General features: G+C 66.9%; 14 protein-coding genes. 8 read left to right on the top strand and 6 right to left on the bottom strand.

Features of this window, described 5'->3' with window-relative positions; genetic code table 11:
• Nucleotides 1–50 precede the first annotated feature (50 nt).
• From ACMG4O_RS11680 to ACMG4O_RS11670, 3 genes are all read right to left on the bottom strand, one after another.
• Nucleotides 51–1,031, bottom strand: coding sequence for a malate dehydrogenase (locus ACMG4O_RS11680; RefSeq protein ID WP_142948818.1), 981 nt, complete (start codon nt 1,029–1,031; stop codon nt 51–53).
• 156 nt (nt 1,032–1,187) lie between these two features.
• Nucleotides 1,188–2,222 (bottom strand): AraC family transcriptional regulator, encoded by a 1,035-nt coding sequence (locus tag ACMG4O_RS11675; protein WP_335628924.1) that lies wholly within the window; start codon nt 2,220–2,222, stop codon nt 1,188–1,190.
• Between the two features lie 78 nt (nt 2,223–2,300).
• A complete protein-coding gene (locus ACMG4O_RS11670; RefSeq protein ID WP_335628923.1) occupies nt 2,301–2,648 on the bottom strand; it encodes a poly(hydroxyalkanoate) granule-associated protein in 348 nt (115 codons plus the stop codon).
• A 127-nt stretch (nt 2,649–2,775) separates the two neighbouring features.
• Between ACMG4O_RS11670 and ACMG4O_RS11665 the strand changes: the two genes are divergently transcribed.
• The 3 genes from ACMG4O_RS11665 to ACMG4O_RS11655 are packed head-to-tail and all read left to right on the top strand — an operon-like array spanning nt 2,776 to nt 5,652.
• On the top strand, nt 2,776–4,323 hold the full coding sequence (locus tag ACMG4O_RS11665; protein ID WP_142948815.1) for a carboxylesterase/lipase family protein: 1,548 nt from the start codon (nt 2,776–2,778) through the stop codon (nt 4,321–4,323).
• 34 nt (nt 4,324–4,357) lie between these two features.
• Nucleotides 4,358–4,690 (top strand): BolA family protein, encoded by a 333-nt coding sequence (locus ACMG4O_RS11660; protein WP_142948814.1) that lies wholly within the window; start codon nt 4,358–4,360, stop codon nt 4,688–4,690.
• Nucleotides 4,687–5,652 carry a rhodanese-related sulfurtransferase gene (locus ACMG4O_RS11655; protein ID WP_335628922.1) on the top strand — a complete coding sequence of 322 codons (966 nt, stop codon included), beginning with the start codon at nt 4,687–4,689 and terminating at the stop codon, nt 5,650–5,652. Before ACMG4O_RS11660 ends, ACMG4O_RS11655 begins: the two co-directional genes overlap by 4 nt.
• Nucleotides 5,653–5,987: 335 nt before the next feature.
• Here the strand turns inward: ACMG4O_RS11655 and ACMG4O_RS11650 are convergent, their stop codons facing one another.
• A complete protein-coding gene (locus tag ACMG4O_RS11650; RefSeq protein WP_335628921.1) occupies nt 5,988–7,106 on the bottom strand; it encodes a prolipoprotein diacylglyceryl transferase family protein in 1,119 nt (372 codons plus the stop codon).
• Nucleotides 7,107–7,286: 180 nt separating this feature from the next.
• Here ACMG4O_RS11650 and ACMG4O_RS11645 point away from each other — a divergent pair, with 180 nt between their 5' ends.
• Together ACMG4O_RS11645 and ACMG4O_RS11640 are read left to right on the top strand one after the other, a co-directional pair.
• Nucleotides 7,287–8,855 carry a GMC family oxidoreductase N-terminal domain-containing protein gene (locus ACMG4O_RS11645; protein ID WP_335628920.1) on the top strand — a complete coding sequence of 523 codons (1,569 nt, stop codon included), beginning with the start codon at nt 7,287–7,289 and terminating at the stop codon, nt 8,853–8,855.
• A 27-nt stretch (nt 8,856–8,882) separates the two neighbouring features.
• The gene (locus tag ACMG4O_RS11640) at nt 8,883–9,464 is read left to right on the top strand and encodes a hypothetical protein (protein ID WP_335628919.1); all 582 of its coding nucleotides are present in this window, start codon (nt 8,883–8,885) and stop codon (nt 9,462–9,464) included.
• Here the strand turns inward: ACMG4O_RS11640 and ACMG4O_RS11635 are convergent.
• Entirely contained in the window at nt 9,461–10,003 is a 543-nt protein-coding gene (locus ACMG4O_RS11635; protein WP_142948809.1) for a YecA family protein, read from the bottom strand. The genes ACMG4O_RS11640 and ACMG4O_RS11635 overlap by 4 nt on opposite strands.
• Nucleotides 10,004–10,019: 16 nt before the next feature.
• Nucleotides 10,020–11,171, bottom strand: coding sequence for a GGDEF domain-containing protein (locus tag ACMG4O_RS11630; protein WP_228548033.1), 1,152 nt, complete (start codon nt 11,169–11,171; stop codon nt 10,020–10,022).
• Nucleotides 11,172–11,383: 212 nt separating this feature from the next.
• Here ACMG4O_RS11630 and ACMG4O_RS11625 point away from each other — a divergent pair, with 212 nt between their 5' ends.
• From ACMG4O_RS11625 to ACMG4O_RS11615, 3 genes are all read left to right on the top strand, one after another.
• Nucleotides 11,384–12,481 (top strand): acyl-CoA dehydrogenase family protein, encoded by a 1,098-nt coding sequence (locus ACMG4O_RS11625; protein WP_414433828.1) that lies wholly within the window; start codon nt 11,384–11,386, stop codon nt 12,479–12,481.
• Nucleotides 12,482–12,492: 11 nt separating this feature from the next.
• Nucleotides 12,493–13,701, top strand: a complete 1,209-nt coding sequence (locus tag ACMG4O_RS11620) for an acyl-CoA dehydrogenase family protein (protein ID WP_414433827.1) — start codon at nt 12,493–12,495, stop codon at nt 13,699–13,701.
• A gap of 74 nt (nt 13,702–13,775) precedes the next feature.
• On the top strand, nt 13,776–14,573 hold the full coding sequence (locus ACMG4O_RS11615; RefSeq protein WP_142948806.1) for an SDR family oxidoreductase: 798 nt from the start codon (nt 13,776–13,778) through the stop codon (nt 14,571–14,573).
• The last annotated feature ends 4 nt before the right edge of the window (nt 14,574–14,577 follow it).

Below are 14,577 nucleotides of genomic sequence, written 5' to 3'. Positions count from 1 at the left end.
AATGGAGGCCCTTTTTTTGATCGACGGTTTCGTCAGGAAACCGGGATCACTTACGGCAGCAGATGCTTCACCGCGTCGCGCTCTTCGGCCAGCTCGGTTTCGGTGGCGGTCATGCGCTCGCGGGAGAAGTCATTCACTTCCAGGCCCTGAACGATTTCCCAGTCGCCGTTTTTGCAAACGCACGGGTAGGAATAGATCAGACCTTCCTGGATGCCGTAGGAGCCGTCGCTGTAGATGCCCATGGACACCCAGTCGCCGTCGTCACTGCCCAGCGCCCAGCTGCGCATGTGGTCGACCGCGGCGTTGGCGGCGGACGCGGCGGAGGACGCGCCCCGTGCCTTGATGATGGCGGCGCCGCGCTGCTGCACGGTGGGGATGTAGTCGTTCTCGTACCAGTCCTGCTCGACCTGATCGATGGCGGGTTTGCCGTCCACTTCGCAGTGGTGCAGATCCGGGTACTGGGTGGAGGAGTGGTTGCCCCAGATGGTCATCTTCTTAACGTCGTTGATGCTCTTGCCCAGCTTGTTGCCCAGCTGCGCCATGGCGCGGTTGTGGTCCAGGCGGGTCATGGCGGTGAACTGACGCGGATCGATGTCCGGCGCGTTGCGCTGGGCGATCAGGGCGTTGGTGTTGGCCGGGTTGCCGACCACCAGCACCTTGATGTCGCGGCTGGCGACTTCGTTGATGGCCTGGCCCTGGGCGGAGAAGATCGCCGCGTTGGCTTCCAGCAGGTCCTTGCGCTCCATACCCGGACCGCGCGGACGGGCACCGACCAGCAGGGCGTAATCGGCGTCCTTGAACGCCACCTTGGCGTCGTCGGTCTGCACGATGCCGTCAACCAGCGGGAAGGCACAGTCTTCCAGCTCCATGGCCACGCCTTTCAGCGCTTCCAGGGCGGGGGTGATTTCGAGAAGCTGGAGGATGACCGGCTGATCTTTGCCGAGCATGTCGCCGGAGGCGATGCGGAACAGCAGGGAATAGCTGATCTGGCCAGCGGCGCCGGTGACAGCTACGCGTACGGGTGCTTTCATTAAAAATCTCCTTGGAATCGTCGGGAGAACTGAGGAGCCTCTGAATACGACCTTGGCTAGGAAGTGCGCATTCGGAGGTTCCCCGGGCCGCGCGCATTATAGAGTAGCTGATGGGCGAGCGCACGGATCGGTGCGGATCGGCGCCAAACCGGCGTCTCAGTGGCCGCCGCTGTCCCGGTAGCTCACCGGGGTGACGCCGAACCAGCGCTTGAAGGCGCGGTTGAAGGCGCTCTGTTCGGAATAGCCCAGATCCAGGGCGATCTGGTTCACCGAGCGGTTGCTGTGCAGCAGCCAGTCGCAGGCCAGCCGGCGCCGCTCTTCTTCCAGCAGGGTGGAAAAGTCCGCCTGTTCCGCGCGCAGCCGGCGGCGCAGGGTCCAGGGTTTGACGCCCAGGCGCTCGGCGATCGGTTCCAGCTGCGGCACGCCGTCCACCAGCCGCTGCTGGATTTCCAGGCGCACCTGCTCGAGCAGGTTGTCGCGGGCCCGGTACTGGGTCACCGCCCGCTGCATCCGCGAACGGGCGATGCGGTTCACCTCCGGATCGGCGTCACGCAGCGGCAGATCCAGCAGGGCTTCGTCGATGACCAGGGCGTTGCAGGGCTGGGAGAACGACACCGGGCAGCCGAACAGGCGCTGGTATTCGCCGCTGTCGCCGTGGGGCGGGTGCCGGAAGTGCACCGCCATGGGGTTTAGCTCGGCGCCCAGAATCCAGCGGCCGAACACCACCGCGCCGGCGTAGAAGGCGTCCACCCGGTGCGGCGAGGTGGGCAGGTCCTCGAAGGGGGTATCGAGGATCAGCCAGAGTTCATTATCGTGCCACTCGAAGCGCAGGTCGGCGAATTCGGTGGTCACCCGCGCGAACGGGATCATCAGTTCGATGGCGTCGCGCAGGGTGGCGCTGGACATGCTGGCGTAGCCCAGCTCGCCCATGAAGCGTGGCCGGATGCATTCGCCCATGTGCAGCCCGAACAAGGGGTCGCCGCTGCCTTCCAGGGCCAGTTCGAACAGTCGGTTTTCGACCTTCAACGGCACCCGGGCCCGGGGCGATTCCAGCTCCGCCTCGCTCACCCCCAGACGCACCAGGGCATCGCTGAGGTCCACGCCCGAGTGCAACGCGGCGTCGAGCAGGTACTCGATCCAGAACGAGGCCACGGTCAGTGAATGCAGGGAAGGCGGATGGGAATCAGACATAGCGGAAGTCAACGTGATTGACGCCGACCAGTCAATGACGGGAAAGCGACCGGGCCGGCACGGCCCGGTCAGGCAGGATCATTTCGCTTTTTGTTCGCGGGCCAGTTTATTGACCTTGCGGTTGATGCGGTCGAGCTTTTTGTTGAGGGCGTCCATTTCGTCCCGGGTGGGCAGGCCGAGGGTGTGGGCCAGGCGCGCGCGCCACTGTTCCGCGTCGCCGCTCTTGCCGGTTTTGGCCCGCAGGGATTCGCCGCTTTTGATCAGCTCCTGAAAGAATTCGTTACCGGATTCGCTGAGCCGGGTCACCGCGCCCTGGGCCGCTTTGCTAAGCTTGTCCGCCGTGGCGCTGATTTCCGTGCTTAAATCGGACAGCTTCGCGTTCAGGGTGGTGGCCGGGTATTCGGTGTTTGCTTGTGCGTCGCTCATGAGTAAGGGTCTCCTTATCCAACATCAGTGACGCCGATGGTAAGCAACCCGGCGTTTTGGGTATCTTTTGTTGTCCGACAATTAAACAACGTGTTCCGCCGAGACGGGACACATCGGGAGAGAGTGCATGAAGGTAGAGCTTCCCCAGGGTGGGTATCAGGGCCTCGCCGGCGACGGCGTGGTGGAATTCCGGGGCGTGCCGTTCGCGCTGCCGCCGGTGGGCGAGTTGCGGTTCAAGGCGCCCCGGCCGTTGCCGGACAGCGACCGGAGCGTTAACGCGGACCGCTATCCGTTGCCGTCGCTGCAGGTCAAGAACCCGCTGATGGGCGTGGAGGACTCCGGGGAAGACTGCCTGTACCTGAATATCTGGGTGCCGGAGGGGGAGGGACCCTTCCCGGTGATGCTCTGGTACCACGGTGGCGGCTACATCGCCGGCTCGGTGTCCCAGCCGCTGTATAACGGCGCCGCGCTGGCGGCCAGCCAGAAGGTGGTGGTGGTGCACGCCGCCTACCGGTTGGGCGCCCACGGGTTCGCCGACTTCGCCGCCATCGCCCCGGAGCTGGAGGCGGACAGCAACCTGGGCCTGCGCGACCAGGTGGCGGCGCTGGAATGGGTCAACCGGCACATCGAAGCGTTCGGCGGCCGGCCCGACCGGGTCACCCTGTTCGGCGAATCCGCCGGCGGCTTCAGTGTCGCCACCCTGATGGCCACGCCCCGCGCCCGGCCCCTGTTCCAGGGCGCCATCGTCCAATCCGGCGCCGGCGACTTCGCGCTCGCCCCGGAAGAGGTGGCCAAGGTCACAAGCGCCTTCGTGGAGGCGTTGCCGGGCGAGGGCAGCGCCGCCGACAAGCTCCGGCAGGCCGACCCGAAAGCCTGGATCGCCGCCCAGAATCAGGCCCTGCGCACCCTGGTGAAACGTGGCCTGCGCGACACCACGCCGCAGTTCGCGATGAATTTCCAGCCGATGGTGGACGGCGACCTGCTGCCACGCCTGCCGGTGGACGCCATTGCCGACGGCGAGGCCCGCGATATCGCCCTGATGGCCAGCGTCTGCCGCGACGAATACCACTTCTTCCAGTACGCCGGGCCGATGGCGGGCTTCCCCTCGGTGGAGGAATTGCGCCGCTTCGACGAGGCGGAAATCCTGCGCCGCTTCCAGCGCGCGCTGCCGCAGCACGGCCAGCAGGCGCTCAGCTACTACCAGCGCACCGTCACGCCGGACCCGCAGCGCAGCAACATGGACTGGTTCTCGGCCATGGAGACCGACCGCCTGTTCCGCGTGCCCACCCTGCGGCTGCTCGATGCCCAGGCCGCCCACCGGGACGACACCCGCGGCTTCCAGTTCACCTGGACCAGCCAGCAGTTCGGCGTGCCCATGGGCGCCTGCCACGTGATCGACGTGCCGTTCGTGTTCGGCGTCACCGACACCCCGGCGGGCATGTTCTTCACCGGCGGCGGCGAGCCGGCCCGCGCTCTGGCGGCCGAGGTGCAGAAAGTCTGGGGGGATTTCGCCCACGGTCGGGCGGTGCAGGGCCCGGCCTGGAAGGACACCCGCCGGGTGCGCCAGTTCGGTCCCGGCGACGCGGAAGCCGCCTTGCTGGACGCGGACGGCGAAGCCCTGTGGGCCGACATCATTCCCGTGCCGGGGACTGCAAAACCGGGCCAGGGCGCGTAAAATAGCGGCCCTGTCACCCCTCAGGAGTACCCCGATGTCCGTGGCCGAGGCCATTGAAAGCAAAGTGCGCGACGCCCTGCCGGTCGCGCACCTGGAACTGGAAAACGAAAGCCACCGGCACAATGTGCCGGCCAACTCGGAAACCCACTTCAAGCTGGTGCTGGTGTCCGACGCCTTCCAGGGCCAGATGCCGGTGCGGCGCCACCAGGCCGTCTACCAGGCGCTGGCCGAGGAGATGAAAGGGCCGGTGCACGCGCTCGCCCTGCATCTTTTCACGCCGGAGGAATGGCGTGCCCAGGGCGGTGACGTGGCCGACTCCCCGGACTGCCGGGGCGGCGACGGCCAGGCCAAGGAGAAGGCGCGATGAGTCCCGCCCCGCACCACGGCGAGGGGCCCATCGTGGTGGCGGCCTTGTACCGCTTTACCCGCCTCGACGACTACCAGAGCCTGCGTGAGCCGCTGCTGGCGGCCATGCTTGAGCGTGACGTGCGCGGCACCCTGTTGCTGGCCCACGAAGGCATCAACGGCACCATCTCCGGCGCACGCGACGATGTCGACGCGATCGTCGGCTGGCTGCGCGCGGACCCCCGTTTCCAGGACATGGAATACAAGGAGTCCTTCGCCGCCGAGCACCCCTTCCTGCGCACCAAAGTGAAACTCAAGAAAGAGATCGTCACCATGGGCGTGGAGGACCTCGACCCCAACGCCAACCGCGGCACCTACCTGGAAGCCGAGGAGTGGAACCGGGTGATCGCCGACCCGGAAACCCTGGTGATCGATACCCGCAACGACTACGAGTACGAAGTGGGCACCTTCCAGGGCGCGGTCAATCCCAACACCAAGGCGTTCCGCGAATTCCCGGAGTACGTGAAGCAGCACCTGGACCCCGCCAGGCACAAGAAGGTGGCGATGTTCTGCACCGGCGGCATCCGCTGCGAGAAGTCCACCGCCTACCTGCGCGAGCAGGGCTTCGAGGAGGTCTACCACCTCAAGGGCGGCATTCTGAAGTACCTGGAGGAAACGCCGCCGGAGGCGTCGCTGTGGCAGGGCGAATGTTTCGTGTTCGACGAGCGCGTCACCGTGGACCAGGCACTGCGGCCGGGCGGCTATGATCAGTGTCACGCCTGCCGGCGACCGATCAGCGAGGACGACAAGGCCTCGCCGCTGTACCGGAAGGGGGTGTCCTGCCCGCGTTGTTACCACGAATCGTCGGCGGAGCAGAAAGCCCGCTTCGCCGAGCGTCAGAAGCAGATCGAGCTGGCCCGCCAGCGGGGCACCCGGCATCTGGGTGTCGATCAGCACGCTGATAGCGATCCTTCCCCGGACTGAGTCGCCCTGCTGTCTTGGCGGCTCCGTAGCCCGGTTCGGTCTCGGTGCTTGGGTCCAGGACCCGCCGTGAATCCATCCCTGGAGGCTTGTGTTCGGCTCCCTGCCTCACACAGTCCTGGACCCAAGCACCGAGACCGAACCTCCTGAATGGCGCCAGCCGCCACGGCCGCTACGAAGCAAGGTTTGTGGGAGCGGGCTTGCCCGCGAAAGGGAGCGAAGCTCCCGGCAGGATCCCAGAGAGACCTCTAACGGCAGCACAAACAAGGTCTCTGGAATCCCGCCGGGTGGCTGGCGCCACCCTTTCGCGGGCTGGGCCCGCTCCCACAGGTCCGTTCCTACACGCTTGATTCGGTGGCCGGGGCGGGGTCTTTGGAGGGTTCGGGGTGGCAGCCGGCCTGGCCGCGCCAGTCGGGGGCCAGGCCGAAGCGCAGTTCGCCGGTGGTGATGGTGCTGGTGCCGGAGAAGAAGAACATGCCGAGGGTGATCAGCTGCAGGCTGAGGATCACGCCCGGGCGCCACAGCGCGTCCAGGCCGGCGCCGAGGGAGGGCGCGGCCGCCGTGGTGGCCGGCAGCAGCAGGCTGATCAATACGCCGTAGCCGGCGGCCAGCAGCGCCATGGTCTGGTAGGCGGAGAAGCGGCGGCTGCCGCCGCGGTAGTCGGCGCGCAGGAATTCCGAGTAGACCCGCCACAGCTGGCTGCCCACCAGGGCCAGGGCGAACGCGGCCGCGTAGAGGCCGTGGAAGAACAGGCTGGTGCAGAGCAGCGCCAGGGCGGTGTGCAGCACGCAGGTGACGGCCTGGATCGGCACCACGCGGACCGCTTCCATGTCGCCGGCGAAGGCGATCTTTTTGGTTTTGCCGAGGAACACGTGGTTCAGCCGGCCGAAGCAGCGCTTGGCCCAGCGTGGCGCCACGTGCACCGGCTTGCCGTAGCAACAGCCGAAGCTAATGCAGGCCAGGCGGCCGACGCCTTCGCCGAGCACATAGGCGATCGCCATGGCGGCGAGCAGCGGCATGATCGGCAGGGCGGTCTGCCAGGTGGCGCGGGCGATGGCGTCCGCGCCCCATAGAAGCAGGGGCGCCAGCAGGATACCGATGAAGCTGGCGCCGCCGACGGTGAAGCCGTGGCGGTTCTTCTCCACCACGCTGGCGATGATCTTGGCCGCCGGCAGGCAGATGGCGAGCACCCCGGCGGTGAGCCCCAGGGCGATGGCCAGCGGCACCCGCGAGGCGCCGGTGAGCACGATGAAGGTGGCCACCCCCAGGCCGCCGGCGAGGCCGGTGAACAGGCCGTAGAAGGTGAGGTTGAGGCCGCGCCAGGAGCCGTCGCTGTTTTTCGCCAGGGGCAGGGAAGCGACGAATTGCCAGCGTTCGCGGGGCAGCTCCCGGAACAGCACCCGGTAGACGACGGCGAACACCACGGCCAGGGCCAGTATCAACAGATCCGCGTGCATGGTTTTCTCCCGTGAACGTTGTCCCTTGATCGGTACCGGCAGGCTAGGTCGGCGTTGCGGACGCGCCGGTGACAGGGGGGTGACGGTTCGGTGACCGCCGCCGCGTGGACAAGGCGCGGTGACCGAATTATGGTGCATAAAAAAGCACTGGTGCCCGCACGGGCACACGGGGGATAAACCATGGAAAGGGTAAGCACGCTGATTATCGGCAGCGGCTTCGGCGGTGCCGTGATGGCCTGCCGGCTGGCGGAAAAAGGGGACAAGGTGGTGGTGCTGGAACGCGGACGGCGCTGGCTGCCGGAGGACTACCCCAGCGTCAGCCAGCGCGACTGGTTGTGGGACGAAGATCAGCCGGAGCAGCAGAACGGCTGGCTGGATTTCCGCTATTTCGGCGACATGAGCGTGGCGCTGGGCGCGGGGGTCGGCGGCGGCTCGCTGATCTACGCCAATGTCAGCGTGGCGCCGCCGCCGGAAGTGTTCGAGCACGGCTGGCCGGAGGCGATCCGCTTCGACACCCTGCGCGAGCATTTCCGGGTCAGCGGCGAAATGCTCAATGTGCAGACCCTGCCGGACCATCAATGGACCCCGCGTACCCGCCTGATGCACGAAGCCGCCGACAAGCTCGGCCAGCGGCACCGCTTTCGCGTGGTGCCCCAGGCGATCAGCTTCGATCCGGACTGGCACGACGGCCTGGACAACGCCTACAGCTATGCGCGCAGCAAGACCTGGACCAACGCCCAGGGGCGCACCCAGGGCACCTGCGTGCACTGCGGCAACTGCGACCTGGGCTGCCCGGTGCAGGCCAAGAACACCCTGGACCTTAACTATCTGGCGCGGGCCGAGCAGAAGGGCGCGGAGATCCGCCCGCTGCACCACGTGCGCTGGATCCGGCCGCTGCAGGGCGGCGGTTACGAGGTCGGCGTCAACGACCTGGACGCCCGCGCCTGGCGGCTGATCCGCGCCGACAAGGTGATCGTCGCCGCCGGCAGTGTCGGCTCCACCGAGTTGCTGCTGCGCTGCCGCGATCAGTACAAGACGCTGCCCAAGCTGAGCCGGGCGCTGGGGCGGGGCTGGACCAGCAACGGCGACTTTTTCACCCCGGCGTTTTATCCCGACCGCGATCTGGCGCCGAGCCGGGGACCGACCATTACCTCCGCCATCGATTATCTGGACGGCAGCGATGGCGGGGCGCGCTATTTCGTCGAGGACGGCGGCATTCCGGATCTGCTCGGCAACCTGCTGCGCCACGCCGGCAAACACCCCAAGCTGGCGCGCACCCGGCTGGCGGCGGCGCTGCTGGAATACCGCCGCGACAACACCCCGTTCGAGAACATGATGCCCTGGTTCGGGCAGGCCCGGGACGAGCCGGGCGGCCGCTTCTACCTGGGACGCCGCTGGTACGCGCCCTGGAAGCGCGACCGCCTGCGTCTGAGCTGGGATTGCCGCAAGGCGGAGCAGGCGGTGCAGGGGCTGGCGGACCGCCATCTGGCGCTCACCGAGGTCACCGGCGGGCGCGCCAACACGCCGGCCACCTGGCGCTGGTTCAAGAACCTGATCACGCCGCACCCGCTGGGCGGCTGCAATATGGCCGATACCGTGAAACAGGGTGTGGTCAACCACGCCGGTGAGGTGTTCAATTATCCTCAGTTGTTCGTGGTCGACGGCGCCACGGTGCCCGGCTCCCTGGGGCTGAACCCGTCGCGGACCATCGCCGCGCTGGCGGAGCACGCCGCCGCGCAATGGCGCTGAACCCTATCCGGCAGCAAGCGAGACCTTATGAGTGACGACAACCGATACCATGTACGCCTGACCGGCGAGCTGATGGGCGGCGCCGACGCCGACCGGGTGGCGGCGAACCTGGCGCGCCTGTTCAAGATGCCGGAAGAGAAGGCCGCCTTGCTGGTCAGCGGTAAACCACGGGTGGTCAAGAAGGACGCGGACGAAGCCACGGCGCGCAAATTCCAGGTGGCCCTGCGGCAGGCCGGCGCCCGCTGCGAGCTGCTGCCGGTGGACGGTGGAGCCGCGACAGCCGCGTCGCAACCCACCGCTGCCGCCCCGGCCGCCCCGCAAGCGGAGGGCTCAGAGGCCGCTGTAGCCCCGGCGGCGAGCGCCGATCAGCGCAGCGGTGATATTGAAACGGTGGGCACGATTCGTACCGGCGGCACCGGTTTCAGTGGTGCCTTCGAGGTCGCGCCGGTGGGGGCTGACCTGGACACTTCAGAGCGTGGTCAGCCGGCGGCGGCGCCGGATATCAGTCATCTGTCCATGGCTGAACCGGGCGCTGATTTGGAGCCGCTCAAACAGGAGCAGGCAGTGGTGGTGCCGGATATCAGCCACCTGTCGATCAAGCCGGATTAGCCCTGGGGGCCGTCCGGCCCCTGGAAGTGCAGCATCATTTCTTCCAGCACGTCGGGGATGCCGTTGGCCATCTGCCGCACCAGCTGGCTGTCGTTCCAGACTTCGTCCAGGGCCGGGTCGTCGTCGACGCCGGAGATCAGCAGCATGGGCAGCAACCAGGTGGCCATGGGGTCGTCGTCCTCGTCGCTGTGCCAGCGCTCCTCATGCAGCAGCATGCCGCTCAGGAAACCGGCGCACCAGGACGCCAGATCGGCGCCGTCGTCTTCGCGGTAGGGGTCGAGCAGGCAGGGCAGGGTGATGCGCTCGCCGCCCAGGGTGTCGGTGAGCAGGCGGCCGCGCAGTTCGTCCAGCGCCCCGGCCACCGCCTCCGGCAAGGACATCTCCAGCGCCAGCCCGAAATCCGCCGGGCCGTCGTAGGGCCCCACGGTGAAGGCGCAAATCAGGCCGTGGGTCTCCACCCAGGAGGGGGCCTCCTCGCCCTGGCCGGCGAAGTAGGTTTCCACGGTGTGTTTCAGGTGGGGGTTGGAAATTCCGCTCATACTGTCGCCGCTGCCGTTAATTGGGACGGCAAGGATACCCGCTTGCCGACGCCCCTGAAACCGGCGCCCGCGCGCAACTGCTGCGCAGGGTGTCGCGGCCGGCGGCTTTGGCCTGGTAGAGCGCCTGGTCGGCCCGTTCGATGAACGCCAGCGCGGACTCGCCCCAGTGATGGCCGGCCAGTCCGCAGGACAGGGTGATCCGCAGGGACGGGTCGAAGTCATAGCGCTGCTCGGCGAACTTTTCCTTCAGGCGGGTCATGGCCGCCTCGCAATCCGCGTGGTCGGATTGCGGGAACAGCACCACGAACTCCTCGCCGCCGTAGCGGGCGAGCACGTCGGAGCGCCGCAGGCACTGGCTGGCGAGCGCGGCGAAGCGTTTCAGCACCTCGTCTCCGGCGGGGTGGCCGTAGGTGTCGTTGATGCTCTTGAAATGGTCCAGGTCCACCACCGCGATGTGCAGGGGAATGTGTTCGCGGTCGGTGCGGGACAGCTCCTCTTCCAGCCGCTCGAGGAAGTGGCGGCGGTTGAACAGGTCGGTGAGTTCGTCGCGGATGGCGATGCTGGCCAGCCGGTCGTGGGCCTGGCGCAGGGATTCACGCTGGGCGCGGAAGCGCTGCTGCAGATTGTGGATATAGCCGCCCATGTAGACGAACCAGGCGAGGATCAGCGCCAGCACGCCCCACTGGCTCAACGACAGGGCGAGAATCTGGGTCAGCGGCAACTGCACCCACTCATAGACCAGCAGCACCGTGAACGACAGCTGGGCGCTCGCCGCCATCACGATTTGCTGGCGGCGGTCCAGGGAAAATACCCCGAACGTCATCATGATCAGGTAGAGACTGAGCAGGGCGCCGCGCAGCTCGCGGGCGTAATAGAGCAGCAGGGTGATCACCACGATACCGGCGAACATCTGCACCATGGTCAGGCTGGGGTCCTTGAAGCGCTCGGTGAAGCCGCTGCGCACCAGTGCGAACACCACCAGGTTGGCGGCGAACAGGCTGCCGAAGATCAGCAGGTGGGGCGTGCGCGGATCGAAGGCGGCGATTTCCACGCCCACCACGGTGCCGGCCCAAAGCAGCAGATAGGAATAGATGGCCATGAGTTGCCGGCGCAGCCGCAGGGCGCGCTCGGGACGGTGGGAAAGAACCAGCTTTATGTTGTTATTCAATGCAAAGGCCCGCCTGGTTTTTGCCACCCCTGGCTGCTTCTCAAGGTGTCCGGCCCCTGAGATGAACGCTGCATCTCATACTTTATCATTGTGTCATAGTTCACACTTTAGTCTTTGCTGGTACCAAAGCAAGGGTATGGCTTGCCGGTCACACCGAAATAGTGCCAGACTCGTCGAGTTAAACAAACGTTTGATTGGTTTATGAGGATGCCATGTCCACCGATTTGCCTATCGACCTGAGATTGTCCGAGGAGCAGCGCATCAGCCGCGAAGGCATGCGCCGCTTTGCCTCCCAAACAATGGTGCCCGGCGCCCGTGCCGCCGATGAAGCGGCCGCCGCCGACCCCGGGGTGCTGGCGGGCATCGCCGGCTTCGGCCTGACCCTGATGAGCCTGCCCGAAGCCCTGGGCGGTGCCGGCCTGCCGCGCTCGCCGATGGGCAATGTGCTCGCCTGCGAGGACCTGGGGGAGGGCGACCTGAGCCAGAGCCTGGCGGCGCTGGCGCCGCTGGGCGTGGTTAACGCGCTGCTGGACTTCGGCGACGAGGCCCAGCACGAGGCCTGGCTGCCCCGTTTCGCCAGCGAAGCGCCGGTGCCGGCGGCGGTGGCGCTGGCGGAGCCGCGCGCCACCTTTGAGCCGGGCGACCCGCACACCCGCGCCCGCCGCGACGGTGACGATTATATCCTGGATGGCGAAAAATGCCTGATCCCGCTGGTCGAACAATGTCAGCTGTTCCTGGTGGTGGCCGCCACCGACGACGGCCCGGCGGCGTTTATCGTCGAGGCGGACAGCCCCGGCCTGAGCCGGGCGCGGCAGGATTACATGGGCCTGCGCAGCGCCGAGCCGGGCACCCTGACCCTGGAAGGGGTGCGGGTGCCGGCGTCCCAGCGTCTCGCCAACTTCGATCTGGAGCGGCTGGTGAGCCTGTCGCGGATCGGTCTGGCGGCGCTCGCCACCGGGTGCTGCCAGGCGGTGCTGGAGCAGTGCGTGCCCTACGCCCTGGAGCGCAAGGCGTTCGGTGAAGCGATCGCCCGGCGCCAGTCGGTGGCGTTCATGATCGCCGACATGGGCATCGAGATCGAAGGCATGCGCCTTCTCACCTGGCGGGCCGCCAGCCGCGCGGAACAGGGCCTGCCGTTCCAGCGCGAAGCCTACCTGGCGTTTCTGCAGAGCATGGAAAAAGCCATGCGCATCGCCACCGACGGCGTGCAGGTGTTCGGCGGCGCCGGCTTCGTGCGCGACTACCCGCTGGAAATGTACTACCGGAACCTGCGTGGCCTGTCGGCCCTGCACGGCGCGCTGATGGTGTGAGGAGAGTTGCCATGATCAATTTCGAACTGCCCAAGTCCCTGAAAAATCTCCAGAACATGACCCACCAGCTCGCCGAGCAGGGGTTCCGGCCGATCTCACGCAAATACGACCGCATCGAGCATGGCGACACCCCGGCGGAGCTCAAGCCGCTGGCGCAGATGATCGCCGCCGGCCGCCCCCGTGGCGGTGGCAAAAGCGACAAGGCGGACGCCGATCCGGAGGCGGTCAAGAACGGCAGCAACCTGATGGGCATCGTCAGCGTCGAGGAGATGTGCTGGGGCGACACCGGCCTGATGCTGTCCCTGCCGGCCTCCGGGCTGGGCAACGCGGCGATCCAGGCGGTCGGCACGGCGGAGCAGAAAGAGCAGTACGGCAAGCTCTACTGCGCCATGGCGATCACCGAGCCGGGCGCCGGCTCCGATTCGGCGGCGATCAGCACCACCGCCCGCCGCGACGGCGACGAGTGGGTGCTCAACGGCGAGAAAATCTACTGCACCGGCGGCCAGCGCTGTGACGCCGTGGTGGTGTGGGCGACCCTGGACAAGTCACTGGGCAAGGCGGCGATCAAGTCGTTCATCGTGCCCCGGGACAACCCCGGCATGCAGCTGGCGCGGGTCGAGGACAAGATGGGCCTGCGTATCTCCGATACCGCCGCGCTCTCCTTCACCGAGTGCCGGATTCCCCTGGACCATGTGCTCGGCTCGGCGGAGATCGCCGACACCGAGGCGGCCCGCAAGAAGGCCTTCGGCGGGGTCATGCAGACCTTCGACAATACCCGGCCGATGGTCGCCGCCATGGCCCTGGGCGTGGCCCGCGCCGCGCTGGAAATCACCATGGAAACCCTGGAAAAAGAAGGGGTTAAGGCGGATTTCTCGAAAACACCTTATAACTCCAGCGCCATTGAGCTGGAGCTCTACCGCCTGGAGGCGGACCTGGACGCGGCCCGTCTGATGACCTACAAGGCGGCCTGGATGGCGGACAACGGCCAGGCCAATTCCAAGGAAGCCTCCATGTGCAAGGCCAAGGCCGGCCGCATGGGCAACGACGTGACGCTCAAGTGCGTGGCGCTGTGCGGCGAGCTGGGCTACTCCGAGCGTTACCTGCTGGAGAAGCTGGCGCGGGATTCCAAGATCATCGACATCTTCGAAGGCACCCAGCAAATCCAGCAACTGATCGTCGCCCGCCATCTGCTGGGGCTGTCCTCCCGGGAATTGAAATGAGTCGCGGCGGCCGGCCGATCTGCTAGCATGCGGGACATTGATACGCATTCAATGTCCCATTGCAGGAGACCGGCATGTCGTCATCACTGGCCGATCAGGTGATCTGGATCACCGGTGCCTCTTCCGGCATCGGTGAAGCGGTGGCTTCCGAATACGCCCGCTACGGCGCCAAACTGGTGCTCTCGGCGCGCCGCCGCGAAGAGCTGGAGCGGGTGCGCGCCGGGCTGGTCAACGCCGACGAGCACCTGGTGCTGCCGCTGGACCTGACCGACCAGGATGCCATGGCGCCGGCCACGGAAACGGTGCTGCGGCATTTCGGCCGGCTCGACCAGGTGGTGCATAACGGCGGCATTTCCCAGCGCTCGCTGGTGCGCGACACCGACATGGCCGTGGACCGGCGCATCATGGAGGTGAACTACTTCGGCGCCGTGGCGCTCACCAAGGCGGTGCTGCCGGCGTTTATCCGTCAGGGCGGCGGCCGCTTCGTGGTGGTCACTTCGCTGGTGGGCGAGCTGCCCACCCCCAAACGCTCCGCCTACAGCGCCAGCAAGCACGCCCTGCACGGCTTCTTCGAGGCCCTGCGCGCCGAGGAATTCGACAACGGCGTGCGCGTGACCCTGGTGCTGCCGGGCTTTATCCGTACTCAGGTGTCGGTCAACGCGCTCACCGCCGACGGCAGCGCCCAGGGCCGCATGGATGACTTGCAGGCCAACGGCATGGACCCGGCGCTGTGCGCCCGGCGCCTGGTGGAGGCCGTGCAGCGCGGCCGCGATCAGGTTATCATCGCCGGCCGCGAGGGGGCCGGGCTCTATTTGAAACGCTGGTCACCGGCCCTGTATCGTCGCGTGATTCGCAAGGTCAAGGTGACCTGAGCCT

The organism is Alloalcanivorax venustensis (assembly GCF_047495515.1).
Classification (GTDB): Bacteria; Pseudomonadota; Gammaproteobacteria; order Pseudomonadales; family Alcanivoracaceae; genus Alloalcanivorax; species Alloalcanivorax venustensis.
Note: the sequence above shows the minus strand (reverse complement) of the source record. Positions and strands in the feature narration are given on the sequence as shown.

What these genes read in the sequence shown, in the direction of transcription:
- ACMG4O_RS11680 (WP_142948818.1), bottom strand. Translation starts at nt 1,031, where the DNA reads ATGAAAGCACCCGTACGCGTAGCTGTCACCGGCGCCGCTGGCCAGATC.
- ACMG4O_RS11675 (WP_335628924.1), bottom strand. Translation starts at nt 2,222, where the DNA reads ATGTCTGATTCCCATCCGCCTTCCCTGCATTCACTGACCGTGGCCTCG.
- ACMG4O_RS11670 (WP_335628923.1), bottom strand. Translation starts at nt 2,648, where the DNA reads ATGAGCGACGCACAAGCAAACACCGAATACCCGGCCACCACCCTGAAC.
- ACMG4O_RS11665 (WP_142948815.1), top strand. Translation starts at nt 2,776, where the DNA reads ATGAAGGTAGAGCTTCCCCAGGGTGGGTATCAGGGCCTCGCCGGCGAC.
- ACMG4O_RS11660 (WP_142948814.1), top strand. Translation starts at nt 4,358, where the DNA reads ATGTCCGTGGCCGAGGCCATTGAAAGCAAAGTGCGCGACGCCCTGCCG.
- ACMG4O_RS11655 (WP_335628922.1), top strand. Translation starts at nt 4,687, where the DNA reads ATGAGTCCCGCCCCGCACCACGGCGAGGGGCCCATCGTGGTGGCGGCC.
- ACMG4O_RS11650 (WP_335628921.1), bottom strand. Translation starts at nt 7,106, where the DNA reads ATGCACGCGGATCTGTTGATACTGGCCCTGGCCGTGGTGTTCGCCGTC.
- ACMG4O_RS11645 (WP_335628920.1), top strand. Translation starts at nt 7,287, where the DNA reads ATGGAAAGGGTAAGCACGCTGATTATCGGCAGCGGCTTCGGCGGTGCC.
- ACMG4O_RS11640 (WP_335628919.1), top strand. Translation starts at nt 8,883, where the DNA reads ATGAGTGACGACAACCGATACCATGTACGCCTGACCGGCGAGCTGATG.
- ACMG4O_RS11635 (WP_142948809.1), bottom strand. Translation starts at nt 10,003, where the DNA reads ATGAGCGGAATTTCCAACCCCCACCTGAAACACACCGTGGAAACCTAC.
- ACMG4O_RS11625 (WP_414433828.1), top strand. Translation starts at nt 11,384, where the DNA reads ATGTCCACCGATTTGCCTATCGACCTGAGATTGTCCGAGGAGCAGCGC.
- ACMG4O_RS11620 (WP_414433827.1), top strand. Translation starts at nt 12,493, where the DNA reads ATGATCAATTTCGAACTGCCCAAGTCCCTGAAAAATCTCCAGAACATG.
- ACMG4O_RS11615 (WP_142948806.1), top strand. Translation starts at nt 13,776, where the DNA reads ATGTCGTCATCACTGGCCGATCAGGTGATCTGGATCACCGGTGCCTCT.